We start from the raw sequence: 12,239 nt of genomic DNA on the forward strand, positions 1-12,239 counted from the left end.
TCACACCTGGGAGCGATGGTGAGAGCCAGCGCCCTTGGATATGTACGTCATCGGGGTGACAACGGCCCTCAGGCCGTCGTCCAGTCGCGTGCGCCAAAATGGCGTTCGAGCATCGGGCGCATGATGTCCCATCGCTCAAGCTGGCTCCAGTGTCCCGACCTATCGAGAACATAGAGTTCGGCATGCTGGAGATGCTCAAGCAGATAGAGGCTCGTATCGAGAGGGACGATCCGGTCCTGCCTGCCGTGAAAAATCAGCACGTCGTGCGGAAGCTTGCCCAAGATCGACGGCGGCATTGCAAGCGTTTCGATCCCGACCTTCATCGAATCGATCATCTTCGACGCGATGGACATGACAGCGGGATCGGTCGCAATTTGATAGCGCGACGATACGATCTCTTCCATTCCTTCGAACTTGTCAGCGTCATAGGCGAAGCTGTGCATCAGCTGGCGATATCGCGCTGGGCGCGGATCGGAATAAAAGGAGAGCAGCCGAACCAACTCCGGCGTCCGCGGCGCCGGGGCACCTATCGACCCCATGAGAATGACCTTATCGAATCGTTCGGGCGTTTCGCTCAGAAGCTGCAGTGTCAGCGCGCCGCCCATCGAATTTCCGACGATATGGGCGCTGTCGATCTCAAGCGCGTCCATCAGTCCGAGGCATTGTTCGACGCGGACACCGATCCACGCCATGACATTGTCCGGGAACGGATCCGGTATGGTGGACTGGCCAAATCCGATCAGATCGGGTGCGATCACGAAGAAATTTTCGGCGAGATCGGGCATTAGGTGGCGCCAGTTTGATGCGGCGTGCGCACCCGGCCCGGCGCCATGCAGAAGTAATATGGCAGGCTTCTTGGGATCGCCGGCGATCATCGTGTGCGACGTAAGCCCGCGTCCTTCGATTTTCTCTTCCCGGATGACATCCGAACCCATGAAATCTCTCCCTTCCGTCTTATCGATGGCATTCCATCCGACCTGGACATTGCACAATGGCTATCGTGTTGTCCATTGTAAACTCTAGCGACCTGCCGACTGGACTCTCATATCTCATTGTGCAATGCATTTGCCAGATAAGCAATTGTGGGACGGGGAGTAGCCGAGATGGACGACGAGACTGTTGCATCGCTCGCGCGTGAACTGGATGTCGCCGAGGCGAGCCAAACACCCGTCCGGCAGCTGTCGCTTCGCTTCCCTCAGATGACGATAGAAGATGGATATCGCATCGCCCGCGCGTGGGTTGAGCTCAAGAAGGCGGCGGGACGTCGGTCCATTGGCCGCAAGATTGGTCTGACATCGCGTGCGATGCAGGCGTCTGCTGGTATCACCGAGCCCGACTATGGCACGTTGCTCGATGACATGGCGTTCGAGGAGGGGAGCGAAATTCCCATCGATCGCTTCATCAATCCGAAGGTCGAAGTCGAATTGGCCTTCATTCTCTCCCGGCCGCTGGGTGGTCCCGATGTGACGACACGGGCTGTTCTCGCTGCCACTGAATATGTAGTGCCCGCCGTGGAGATCATCGACAGCCGCGTTCAGCCGATCGACGCGGAGACCGGCAGCGCCCGGAAAATCCAGGATACGATTGCCGACAACGCGGCGAATGCCGGGATCGTCCTCGGCGGCCGGCCCATCCGGCCGGACGCCATCGACCTGCGATGGGCCGGCGCCATATTATCTCGCAATGCCGTCATCGAGGAAACAGGAATTGCGGCTGGCGTGCTAAACCATCCAGCGCGAGGGGTCGCGTGGTTGGCAAATCGCTTGTCGCAGTGGGGAGAAGAGTTGCAGGCGGGCGAAATCCTGCTGGGCGGTTCTTTTACCCGCCCGGTCCCTGTGTCGCGCGGCGACGTGATATCTGCGGATTATGGCAGGCTCGGCTCGATCGCGATGCGGTTTGTCTGACATGTCGTCAGCAAATCCTCCCAACCATTTCAAAGTCGCGCTCGCCGAAGGGCGGACGCAGATGGGATTCTGGCTGGCGCTGGCGAACGCCGACATCGCCGAAATCTGCGCCGGACTGGGGTTCGACTGGCTCCTTGTCGATGCCGAGCACGGACCGCAAACTCTGCCCGGGATAATCGAGCAATTGCGGGCAATAGCGTCCTGCCCGCCCTGCGCTGCCGTCGTGCGCGTGCCTTCATCAGACCCCGTCGCGATCCGTCAAATCCTCGACTTGGGAGCGACGACCCTCATGGTTCCGATGGTCGAAACGGCTGAGCAGGCCTTCCGGTTGGTCGAAGCATGCCGCTACCCCCCATCGGGCAGCCGAGGCATCGGCGGTGCAAGGGCATCGCGCTGGGGCGGCATTGCGACCCATGTTGCCGATGCCAACGAGCGGCTTTGTCTGATTGCGCAAATCGAGACGATTCAGGGTGTCGAGAATATCGAAGCAATCGCCGGCGTCGACGGGATCGACGCGCTGTTCATCGGTCCAGCCGATCTGGCAGCGTCGGCCGGGCTCTTGGGAAGCGCCAACCGGGAGCGGGTGCGCGAGCTCACGATGGGCGCGTTGTCCCGCATCCTTGCCGCGGGAAAGCCAGCGGGAATTCTGTCGCGCGATCTCGCGCTTCTCGATGCACATCTCGCCGGCGGCGCAAGCTTCGTCGCTGTCGGAATAGATGCGTTCGCCCTCGCCGATGCGGCACGCGGGCTGCTCGATCGATTCCGCCAGTGACCGCGATCCGCGCGCCGGTTTTGGCCTTGCACAATAAGCAACGGATTGTATGCTGTGTCCAAATAGGAAATCGGGAGCGGGCTATGCTAGTGCCGAATCGACCGGATACAGGCGGCCTCCGCCGGCGGGGGCGATGACGTTGCAAAAGATCGTGATCGCGATCACCGGCGCGACAGGATCAATCTACGGTCTGCGTCTGCTGGAAATGCTGCGTGAAGATCCGAGCTGCGAAACGCACCTCGTGGTCTCCCAGGCAGCCGTGCTCAACATCCGCGAGGAACTGCCGCTAACGCTGAAAAAATTTGAAGCGTCGGCTGACGTGGTTCATAACATACGGAATGTCGGCGCCAGTATCGCGAGCGGATCGTTTCTCTGTGACGGCATGATTGTCGCGCCCTGCTCCATGCGCACCCTTGCGGCGATCGCCAATGGGCTCTCCGACAATCTGATCACCCGAGCTGCCGACGTCATGCTCAAGGAGCGTCGTCCATTAACGCTCATGGTGCGAGAGACGCCCCTGAACCTTGCCCATCTTCGAAACATGGCAGCCTGTACCGAAATGGGGGCGATAATTTTCCCACCCGTCCCGGCGTTCTACGCTCGGCCATCGTCGATCGACGAAATCGTCGACCATAGCTGCATCCGGGTCCTCGACCAGTTCGGCATCCATCGGGCCGCCGATCGCCGATGGACCGGACTGAAGGGCGCAGAAGTGATGCCTCTGGCGCAGGCGGATAAATCGGAAAGGACAATTTGATGGCGGCAGTGCTGATGCGCCGGGAGCTATTGGGCGCCGGGGTTTTTTGCGCGGGTCTGGTTGGAGCCTCCCGCTTCCGGTCAGGAAGTGCGGCGGACGAAGAGGCCGTTCTCGTCGTCAGCCAGCCAAGGGTTGAGGAAAGCGAGCGTTTTGCCGCGTCCCTCATATCGTCTTCGAAAAAGTCTCTCGCGCTGGATGTCGGAAGCGGGCTGGATGAGTTGCTTGGCGACTGGCCCCGCGGCGCGCAGGTGATTGCAGGCCTGACCTCCGACCCCGCTGCAATGATTGCGGCCCAGTTGCTCATCGAGAGTGGAGCGGAGCCTTTGCTTCGATGGGAACATTCCTATGAGGCGGGCCGCTGGACACACCGCATCGGCGCCGCCCCCGGCTTGGGCGCGCTCCCGCAATATACTTGGCCCGCCGTCGTTGCGCAGAAAGTTCGCGATGAGCTGGACGGCCACAAATCATCACCGCGCCGGGCCGCGTGCATTTCGGGGGAATGTGCACTCGCCTCGAATAGCCCCGGCCTACTTGTGACCTGGGCCTTTCGGCTTGCCGGAGAAACGCGGTGAGGCCGCCGCTGCCCGAGGGAATTGCGGCGGCCGACTTTTCACGGGCCCTCGATGAACTCGCAGGCGTCGTCGGCAAAACCTGGGTTTTCGTCGACGAGCTTCCGCTGTCGACTTACCGCGACGCGTATTCGCCGCTTGCCGATGGCACTCTGCTTCCTTCTGCCGCCGTCGCTCCGGAAAGCGTCGAACAGGTGCAGCGGATCCTTGCCATCGCCAACAGCTTCCGATTGCCGATCTGGACCATCGGGACTGGACGGAACTTCGCATATGGCGGGCCGGCACCCCGCAAATCCGGATATCTTGTCCTCGATCTGAAACGGATGAACCGGATCATCGAAGTCAACGAAAAATATGGATATGCGCTGGTCGAGCCGGGCGTTTCCTACATGCAGCTTTATCGCCACCTGCAGCGGATCGGCAGCAAATTGTGGATCGATCCGGCAGCGCCCGCCTGGGGCGGCGTCATGGGGAACGCGCTCGAGCATGGCGCCGGCTACACGCCCTATGGCGATCACTTCATTATGCAATGCGGGATGGAAGTTGTGCTTGCCGATGGCCAGGTCGTTCGCACGGGCCAGGGAGGCATCTCTAACAGCAAGCATTGGCAGATCAGCAAACATGGGCTCGGACCGCAGTTCGATGGCATGTTCACCCAGTCGAATTTCGGCGTCGTCACCAAACTCGGCATCTGGCTGATGCCGGAGCCGCCCGGTTACAAGCCGTTCATGATCACCTTTCCACGCGAAGAGGATCTCGAGCAGATTTTCGAGATCACGCGCCCGCTCAAGGTGAATCAGGTGATCCCTAACGCAGCGGTCGCGGTCGACCTATTGTGGGAGGCCTCGGCGAAGACCACGCGGCGACATTATTATGACGGCAAGGGGCCGCTCCCGCCGTCGATCCGGACGAAGATCGCCGCGGACCTCAATCTCGGGATGTGGAATTATTACGGCGCCCTCTACGGACCACCGCCCATGATCGAGAATAATTGGAAATTGATCGAGGAGGCATTCAGCAACATTCCGGGCGCCAAGTTCCACTTCGCGCGCGAGAATGATCCTGCGTGGGATTATCGCGTTAAGCTCATGCGCGGCGAACCCAATATGACCGAGTTCAGCATCATGAACTGGATCGGCGGAGGGGGACACGTCAACTTTTCCCCGATTTCCGCGCCCGACGGGGCGGAAGCCTTGGCTCAATATAATCTGATCAAGAAACGCTGCCACGAATTCGGCTTCGACTACATCGGGGAGTTTCTGGTCGGCTGGCGGGACATGCATCACATTTTGATGATCATGTACAATCGGGCCGATGAAACGATGCGCAAGAGCGCCCACGATCTCTTCAGTCTCCTGGTGGATGAGGCCGCGGCGGCGGGGTTCGGCGAATATCGTACTCATCTCGCCTTCATGGACCAGATTGCTGGAACCTATCGTTACAACGACGGGGCGCTTTGGGATCTCCATCACCGCCTGAAGGACGCTCTCGATCCCAACGGCATTCTTTCGCCCGGAAAGCAGGGCATATGGCCGAAGTCGGCGCGTCCCTGATGCCACGCGACCCACGCTCCCAGGAGATTCATGATGCGTAAGGACGAAGTGAGGGGGCTTGACCACTGGATCGGCGGGTCACCGGTTGCCCCTGGCGACGGCGCTTATTTCGAAAGCCTGAACCCGATTGACGACAGTCTCTATTCCCGGGCGGCTGCCGGGACTCCGGCCGACGTCGATCGAGCAGTTGAGGCGGCCGACACGGCCTATCGCCGGAACCGCGACCTTTCCGCAGCCGCGCGCGAGGGATGGATGATAAAGGCTTCGGCTCTCATGGAGCGTGACGCATCGCAATTTGCCGACACGCTCGTTGATGAAATCGGCTCGCCGATCGCAAAGGCCGGTTTCGAGACCCGGTTCGCCACGAGCTTCTTGCGCGCGGCCGCAGGCGTTCCCCGGCGCATTCGCGGCGAGACTATTCCATCCGATGCGCCCGGCCGCGTCAGCATGAGTTTTCGCGAACCGGTCGGAGTCGTTGCCGGCATTACGCCGTTCAACGTCCCGCTGATCAAGGGGATCAAGCAGTCGGCCATGGCGCTCGCGACGGGCAATGCCTTCGTCCTGCTTCCGTCGGAAGCGGCACCGCGCGTGGCCGATCAACTCGCGCGCCTCTGGGAGGAAGCAGGCGTGCCCGAAGGCCTGTTCAACATTGTATATGGGGACGGCGCCAAAATCGGCGATGCGCTTACTGGCCATCCCAAGGTTCGCGCGATCACCTTCACGGGCTCGTCCCGGGTCGGGCGGCATATCGCGCGCATCGCAGCTGAAGGCTTCAAGAAATATACCCTCGAACTCGGCGGGAAGAGTCCTCTCGTCGTCTGCGCCGACGCCGACATCGAAAAGGCCGTGGCGGCCGCGATCTTCAGCATCTTCATGTATCAGGGCCAGGTGTGCATGGGGGCGTCGCGTATCTATGTCGAACGTCCGATCTTCGACCGGTTCTCCAAGGCTTTCGCTGCTGCAGCTGCGAAACTCTCATCCGGCGATCTGCGCGATCCCGCAACGATGCTGGGTCCTATCATTTCCGGGCGTCAGCGCGCGCGCGTGCGGCAGCATATCGATGACGCCCGCGGCAAGGGAGCCGAAATACTCGCCGGGGGCGAATGGACGGGCCATGTGTGCCATGCGACCATCCTCTCCGGTGTCCAGCCCGGGATGGAGGTAGCGGCCCAGGAAACCTTCGGGCCGGTCACGTCGCTCTATCCGTTCGATGACCTCGATGAAGCCCTCCGGCTTGCCAACGACACCGAATATGGCCTGAGCGCCGCGATCTTCACGCGCGACATCGACAAGGCGCTTCGGTTCGCTCGCGAAATCGAGTCCGGGATGGTCCATGTCAACGCGCCCACGTTGCACGACGAGCCTCACGTGCCGTTCGGCGGTTCCAAGGCTTCCGGATTTGGCCGCGAGGGCACCGAGGCCGATCTTGAAATCATGACCGAGTGGAAATGGGTGAGCATCCAGACCGACGCGGCCGTTGGGGGAGCACACTGATGTCTCAAGGAAAGTCATCCATTCGCGCCAACCTCGCCGATCGCGCAAGAGGCGTCGGATCGCTGCGCGATTTTCTGGAGCTCCTCGAAGAATATGGGCAGGCCATTACCTGGACGGACCGGATCATGCCCGAGCCCGACCTGCGCAACATTGCCGTGGCCGCCTCGCGCGATGTCAACCATGCTCCTGCGATCCTGTTCGACAATATAGCGGGCTACCCCGGGAAACGCACGGTTGTCGGGGTGCACGGCTCTTGGGATAATATCGCGCTGCTCCTGGGTCAGCCAAAAGGCACCACAATCCGGGATATGTTCTTCGACATAGCCGGGCGCTGGGGCGATGCCTCTGCCCAGATCAGCCGCGTTTCCGAGGGGCAGGCGCCTGTCCATGAGTGCCGGCACGAGGAGAATATCAATCTCTACGACCTGCTGCCCGTGTATCGCATCAACGAGTTTGACGGGGGTTTCTATTTGGCCAAGGCGTCGGTGGCTTCGCGCGATCCGTTGGATCCGGAAAATTTCGGCAAGCAGAATGTCGGCATCTACAGGCTTCAGATCCAGGGTCCCGATCGCTTCAGCCTGATGACGATCCCGTCGCATGACATGGGACGCCAGATCCTCGCAGCGGAACGCGAAGGCCTGCCGCTCAAGATCGCCGTCATGCTCGGCAACCATCCCGGCGTCGCGTTGTTCGCAGCAACACCAATCGGCTACGACGAGTCCGAATATGCTTATGCCTCGGCGATGATGGGAGCGCCGATCCGGCTGACGAATTCCGGCAACGGTATCGACATCCTCGCGGATAGCGAGATCGTCATCGAAGCCGAGCTCCAGCTTGGTGAGCGCGTCTTCGAAGGGCCGTTCGGTGAATTCCCAGGATCCTACAGCGGCGTGCGACGCGCCCCTGTCTTCAAGGTGACCGCCGTCTCGCACCGAAAGAACCCTATATTCGAGAATATCTACATCGGTCGTGGCTGGACGGAGCACGACACGTTGATCGGTCTTCATACGTCGGCGCCCATCTATGCACAGTTGCGCCAGACCTTTCCCGAAGTCACCGCGGTGAATGCGCTGTACCAGCACGGACTGACAGCGATCATCGCGGTCAAGAACCGGATGGCGGGCTTCGCAAAATCCGTGGCGCTCCGCGCGCTTGGTACGCCCCATGGCCTCATGTATCTGAAAAATCTGATCATGGTCGATGGCGATATCGATCCCTTCGATCTCAACCAGGTCATGTGGGCCCTGTCGACCCGGACGCGCGCGGAGGACATCATCGTCCTGCCGAACATGGCGATGGTCCCGATCGACCCCGCTGCCGTGACGCCGGGGAAGGGGCACCATCTGATTATCGACGCAACAAGCTATCTCCCGCCCGATCCGGTGGGCGAGGCACATCTGGTCACCCCGCCCACCGGCCAGACTATCGATGACCTCGGCAAACGGATCCAGGCGATGCAACGAGGCGAGACGCTATGACTGCACCCCATTGCCCGCGATGTGGCTCCGACGCTTCGATCCCTGATTTCCGCGGCGTCGATGGCGAGAAAACGATTTGGACAATCCATCGCTGCACGGCCTGCTGTTTCTCTTGGCGCGACAGCGAGCCGGCGAGTGCGATCGACCCGCGTGTGCGCGCCGAGGAGTTCGCGATCGATGTTTCGGAGCCGGATCTTTTTCCGATCGTCCTGCAACCTTCGACCATGCGGAAATAGGGGGTGATCAAGATGGACGCAAATCGCCAAGCCGCCGCGCTCGACGCGCTAGAAGCACTGGTCGGTGCCGATGGGGTAACGCGCGATCCGGCGGCGCTCGCACCCTTCCATTCCGGAGTCGCCCTGCCCCTGGGTATCATCGCGCCGCGCGACACCGAGCAACTTGCCAAGGTCCTCGCGGTGGCGAGCGAGGCCGGAGCGGCGCTTCAACCTGTGTGCCGCGCGGTCGCAGGTCAGGAGGTGGCGGCACGCGACAAGATCATATTGCTCGATCTTGGCCGCATGAATGAGATTCTCGAGATCAATGAGAACTTGGCTTACTGCCTCGTCGAGCCAGGCGTCACCTTTCGGCAACTCTCCGAACAGATAGGCGAGCGGGGGCTCAAGCTCTGGGTCGATTGCCCGGGTGAGCCCGACGAATCGGTGGCGAGCGCCTTTCTGAAGCGGCGCGTGGGCTATACCCCATATGCCGATCATTATCTTATGCAATGCGGGCTTGAGTTGATGCTGGCCGACGGCCGCAGTGTCCGGACAGGGATGGGTGCTATGCCCAAGAGTACCTGCTGGCAGCTCTTCAAATTTGGTTACGGGCCCTGGATCGACGGGCTCTTCACACAATCCGATCTTGGCGTCGTGACCAAGCTCGGCCTCTGGCTCATGCCCCAGCCCCCGGCAGCGCAATCCTTTGCTGTCACGGTGCCGGACGAAGACGATCTTGGCAAACTTCTCGATGTACTGGGCCCGCTCAAGACCAATATGGTCGTCCCCAATGGCGTGGCGGTGGCAAATGCGCTGCACGAAGCAGCGCGTTCGGGCAAGGTACGCCGCGACTTCGGCGGCACCGGCCCAATGTCCGCCGGCGAGGTTCGAAAAGCCGGGGAGTCGATCGGGCTTGGCTACTGGACTCTTTACGGCTCGCTTTACGGGCTCCCCGACAATGTTCGCATCGCTTGGTCGATGGTCCAGGACGCGTTCGCATCGATCAAAGGCTCGCGGGTGCTGGCCGCTCCCGCAGCCGGGATGGAAGGACTGTGGGCGTGGCGAAAAGGCATGATGCTTGGTTCGGTCGGTAATGCACTTGGCCGCCCTTCGGCCTGGGCCGGAGGATCCTCTCTCGACATCGGCCCCATCAGCCCGGTTGATGGCAAGGAAGGGCTTCGCCTTTATGACTTGTCGCGCGATATTTCCGGCCGGCACGGTTTCGATTTTGTCGGAGAAACGAATGCCGTCTGGCGCTCTGCCCAGCATCGGCAGTATTTGTGCTTCGATGGCAGTCCCGCGGGCAGTAAACGGGCGAGAGACTGCGCTATCGAGCTGATCGATGCGCAGGCAGGTGCCGGATTTGGACAGACGCACGTCGAGCCGGCGCTCGCCGCCTCTGCTAGGGCGACCTATGAAAGCGGCGCGATAACTCAACTGCACGCGCGCGTGAAACGCGCGCTCGATCCCGCGAACCTCTTTCTGTCGGCCTGACCTCAAACAAGGGAATCGAAAGCATGAAGATGGGATTGCTGGCGGTCGCTCTGCTGATGCTAACCGCTTGTTCGAAATCGTCAGATGCGGACAAACCGGACGGTGCAGAATTATATGCCCTGAACTGCGCGGGTTGTCACGACCCGGGCCCGGGTCATCCCGCCACTATGCTGCTTGAAGAGATGGAGCGACCCGTTGCGCCCCTCATTGGCCGCAAGGACCTCGACAAGGACTATGTCCACTCGGTCGTCCGAAACGGGCTGATCGAAATGCCGCCATTCCGCCCAACCGAGCTGACAGACGCCGATGTGGATCTTGTATTCACCTACATCAAGACGGCAAAGGGTCCTTCGAACGCTCCTTGACGACGAGGCGCGCAAGGCTTTGCAAGGCATCGGCAGCGTCAGTCTCGTTAACGATCCGCGTATAGGCCGTCAGACTGAGGTTTGCGGCGTTCATTCGGTCCGCGCAGCTCTCAGCTCCAAGCGCACTCGCCGCGCTGATTAGCAGGTGCTGCGCCAGCCGTTCCCCTTCGAGTTCGGCCATCTTTACGAGGCGCCGGACACGCTGCGCCTTGGCAGCCGAGGCCCCGCTGGTACTGGCGGGAGCTTTCAGCCACCGGCGGGCCTGACGCAGTGGCCCGATGACTTCTGAATTTGTCGCCTCAATTTCTGCGAGGAGAAAACGCAATTCCGTCTCGCTAAGCACGATCGACCGCAGCTGCGCTAACCAGCAGCACAGAAGCAGGAGGTTGACATCGAAGCCATGGTCGTCCTGCAAGCTGAGGCAAATATCCGCTACACCGGGCTGCGCATAAGCTGATACCGAGAAACGCCAGAAGGTGTCGGGATCGAGTGGCTTCACGTCCTGCCCCCGAAATCCCCTCGCATGCCAGCGCCCGGGAGGCTCCCGTTTATGGCGATCGCACCAAGCGGGTCAGGAATCCCCACGCATCTCCTCCGGCTGCCAGCCCATTGCGTTGCTGGCTTTGAGAGCGGCGGCCTGGACTTTGTCGATATTGCTCTGGCAAAAGAATTTTTCGTCGGTCATCCGGCCAAGTACGCCAATCACCGCGATCAGCTTTTCCTGCATGTCGAATACCGGGACTGAAATGGCAGCGAGCCCCGGTACCACTTGGCCGTCCACCTTGGCGTAGCCTTGCCTCCGGATCTCCGTCAGCATAGCTTGCAGCTCGATTTCATCGATGGACGTCCGCGCAGCGCGCTCACGTTCAAGCAGCCGCTTATAGGCAGGGAGTGGCTGGAAAGCCATGAAAACTAGCCCTGCAGACGAATGCTGAATGGGAAGGACCGATCCGACGTGCAAAGACGTCGCAATTGGAACGCCGCCATCGAGCCAACGGATGATCGTCGGCCCATAGTCACCCCATATCGAGAGCAGACCAGTGGTCTCGAGATCATCCGCAAGCTGCCGCAGATAGGCGGTGGTGATGCGAATAACGTCGAGCCTCGACAAGGCCGAGAGTCCGATCTTGAGGGCGGTTGGACCGAGAGAATAGCGACCGTCCGCAGGCTCCTGCTGGACCAGCCCAGTATTAATGTAGGCCTGGAGATATCGGTGCGCCTGGCTGCGCGACATCTCGGCTCCCGCGGCGATATCGCGAAGGGGTGCGCAGCCGCCGGGACAAGATATCAGCGCTTCGAGCACGCGGACCCCAGTCTCTACCGACTGGATACTCTTGCGAGGCTTTTGCGCAACATCGCGCGGCGATTTGGAAGAGGCGGACATATCGGAGTGATCGTCTTCAAGCTCTGTCACTCTCACGCTTTTTGCCTGACGTTCCAAACTTCTTCCATTCTCTTATTTTGTCCCTTTTGCAGGGATACGAGGGTTCTAGGAAGCAACAACAGATACAATTCATATCTCAAGATGCAAAGTCGTTTCTTGTGCAACTGCCCGCGCGGCATTCCTATGCAATGGCAGATTGCGCCCTGTTGCCAGCCATTCGCGCGTATCCGCTCTCCTGCCGTGTGCCAGTGTCC

General features: G+C 60.7%; 14 protein-coding genes. 10 read left to right on the plus strand and 4 right to left on the minus strand.

The features are described from left to right. Positions 1-68: 68 nt before the first annotated feature. Entirely contained in the window at positions 69-935 is an 867-nt protein-coding gene (locus tag J2X44_RS04155) for an alpha/beta fold hydrolase (RefSeq protein WP_037557652.1), read from the minus strand. Positions 936-1,103: 168 nt separating this feature from the next. Between J2X44_RS04155 and hpaH the strand changes: the two genes are divergently transcribed. Continuing rightward, positions 1,104-1,904 (plus strand): 2-oxo-hept-4-ene-1,7-dioate hydratase, encoded by an 801-nt coding sequence (gene hpaH / locus J2X44_RS04160; RefSeq protein ID WP_037557653.1) that lies wholly within the window; start codon positions 1,104-1,106, stop codon positions 1,902-1,904. A gap of 7 nt (positions 1,905-1,911) precedes the next feature. Here the strand turns inward: hpaH and J2X44_RS04165 are convergent, their stop codons facing one another. Further along, on the minus strand, positions 1,912-2,088 hold the full coding sequence (locus J2X44_RS04165; RefSeq protein WP_310249376.1) for a hypothetical protein: 177 nt from the start codon (positions 2,086-2,088) through the stop codon (positions 1,912-1,914). On the opposite strand from J2X44_RS04165, the gene J2X44_RS04170 reads away from it, so the two are divergent. From J2X44_RS04170 to J2X44_RS04210, 9 genes are all read left to right on the plus strand, one after another. Next, entirely contained in the window at positions 2,020-2,676 is a 657-nt protein-coding gene (locus J2X44_RS04170) for an aldolase/citrate lyase family protein (protein ID WP_310249366.1), read from the plus strand. The two genes, J2X44_RS04165 and J2X44_RS04170, sit on opposite strands and share 69 nt — an antisense overlap. A 133-nt stretch (positions 2,677-2,809) precedes the next feature. After that, a complete protein-coding gene (locus J2X44_RS04175) occupies positions 2,810-3,433 on the plus strand; it encodes a UbiX family flavin prenyltransferase (protein WP_231732769.1) in 624 nt (207 codons plus the stop codon). Beyond that, the gene (locus J2X44_RS04180) at positions 3,433-4,005 is read left to right on the plus strand and encodes a hypothetical protein (RefSeq protein WP_052182497.1); all 573 of its coding nucleotides are present in this window, start codon (positions 3,433-3,435) and stop codon (positions 4,003-4,005) included. Before J2X44_RS04175 ends, J2X44_RS04180 begins: the two co-directional genes overlap by 1 nt. Further along, positions 4,002-5,555, plus strand: coding sequence for an FAD-binding oxidoreductase (locus J2X44_RS04185; RefSeq protein WP_037557655.1), 1,554 nt, complete (start codon positions 4,002-4,004; stop codon positions 5,553-5,555). Before J2X44_RS04180 ends, J2X44_RS04185 begins: the two co-directional genes overlap by 4 nt. A gap of 33 nt (positions 5,556-5,588) precedes the next feature. After that, the gene (locus J2X44_RS04190) at positions 5,589-7,049 is read left to right on the plus strand and encodes an aldehyde dehydrogenase family protein (protein WP_037557719.1); all 1,461 of its coding nucleotides are present in this window, start codon (positions 5,589-5,591) and stop codon (positions 7,047-7,049) included. Then, positions 7,049-8,527 carry a non-oxidative hydroxyarylic acid decarboxylases subunit C gene (locus tag J2X44_RS04195; RefSeq protein WP_052182498.1) on the plus strand — a complete coding sequence of 493 codons (1,479 nt, stop codon included), beginning with the start codon at positions 7,049-7,051 and terminating at the stop codon, positions 8,525-8,527. The genes J2X44_RS04190 and J2X44_RS04195 overlap by 1 nt, the downstream gene beginning before the upstream one ends. After that, the gene (locus J2X44_RS04200; RefSeq protein ID WP_037557656.1) at positions 8,524-8,763 is read left to right on the plus strand and encodes a non-oxidative hydroxyarylic acid decarboxylases subunit D; all 240 of its coding nucleotides are present in this window, start codon (positions 8,524-8,526) and stop codon (positions 8,761-8,763) included. Before J2X44_RS04195 ends, J2X44_RS04200 begins: the two co-directional genes overlap by 4 nt. A gap of 12 nt (positions 8,764-8,775) precedes the next feature. Continuing rightward, positions 8,776-10,236: an FAD-binding oxidoreductase gene (locus J2X44_RS04205; RefSeq protein ID WP_037557721.1), complete on the plus strand. Its 1,461-nt coding sequence runs from the start codon at positions 8,776-8,778 to the stop codon at positions 10,234-10,236. A 23-nt stretch (positions 10,237-10,259) separates the two neighbouring features. Then, positions 10,260-10,601 (plus strand): cytochrome c, encoded by a 342-nt coding sequence (locus J2X44_RS04210; RefSeq protein WP_037557657.1) that lies wholly within the window; start codon positions 10,260-10,262, stop codon positions 10,599-10,601. On the opposite strand, the gene J2X44_RS04215 is transcribed toward J2X44_RS04210, so the two are convergent. Both J2X44_RS04215 and J2X44_RS04220 read right to left on the minus strand, forming a co-directional pair. Continuing rightward, positions 10,567-11,100 (minus strand): TIGR02444 family protein, encoded by a 534-nt coding sequence (locus J2X44_RS04215; protein ID WP_058456271.1) that lies wholly within the window; start codon positions 11,098-11,100, stop codon positions 10,567-10,569. The genes J2X44_RS04210 and J2X44_RS04215 overlap by 35 nt on opposite strands. A gap of 72 nt (positions 11,101-11,172) precedes the next feature. After that, positions 11,173-12,042, minus strand: coding sequence for an IclR family transcriptional regulator (locus J2X44_RS04220; protein ID WP_152567708.1), 870 nt, complete (start codon positions 12,040-12,042; stop codon positions 11,173-11,175). Between the last annotated feature and the right edge of the window lie 197 nt (positions 12,043-12,239).

This window comes from Sphingopyxis sp. BE259 (genome assembly GCF_031457495.1).
Lineage (GTDB): Bacteria > Pseudomonadota > Alphaproteobacteria > Sphingomonadales > Sphingomonadaceae > Sphingopyxis.

Excerpts from the sequence above, each read along its gene's own strand:
- J2X44_RS04155 (WP_037557652.1), bottom strand. The coding sequence starts at position 935 with ATGGGTTCGGATGTCATCCGGGAAGAGAAAATCGAAGGACGCGGGCTT.
- hpaH (WP_037557653.1), top strand. The coding sequence starts at position 1,104 with ATGGACGACGAGACTGTTGCATCGCTCGCGCGTGAACTGGATGTCGCC.
- J2X44_RS04175 (WP_231732769.1), top strand. The coding sequence starts at position 2,810 with ATGACGTTGCAAAAGATCGTGATCGCGATCACCGGCGCGACAGGATCA.
- J2X44_RS04180 (WP_052182497.1), top strand. The coding sequence starts at position 3,433 with ATGGCGGCAGTGCTGATGCGCCGGGAGCTATTGGGCGCCGGGGTTTTT.
- J2X44_RS04190 (WP_037557719.1), top strand. The coding sequence starts at position 5,589 with ATGCGTAAGGACGAAGTGAGGGGGCTTGACCACTGGATCGGCGGGTCA.
- J2X44_RS04195 (WP_052182498.1), top strand. The coding sequence starts at position 7,049 with ATGTCTCAAGGAAAGTCATCCATTCGCGCCAACCTCGCCGATCGCGCA.
- J2X44_RS04200 (WP_037557656.1), top strand. The coding sequence starts at position 8,524 with ATGACTGCACCCCATTGCCCGCGATGTGGCTCCGACGCTTCGATCCCT.
- J2X44_RS04205 (WP_037557721.1), top strand. The coding sequence starts at position 8,776 with ATGGACGCAAATCGCCAAGCCGCCGCGCTCGACGCGCTAGAAGCACTG.
- J2X44_RS04210 (WP_037557657.1), top strand. The coding sequence starts at position 10,260 with ATGAAGATGGGATTGCTGGCGGTCGCTCTGCTGATGCTAACCGCTTGT.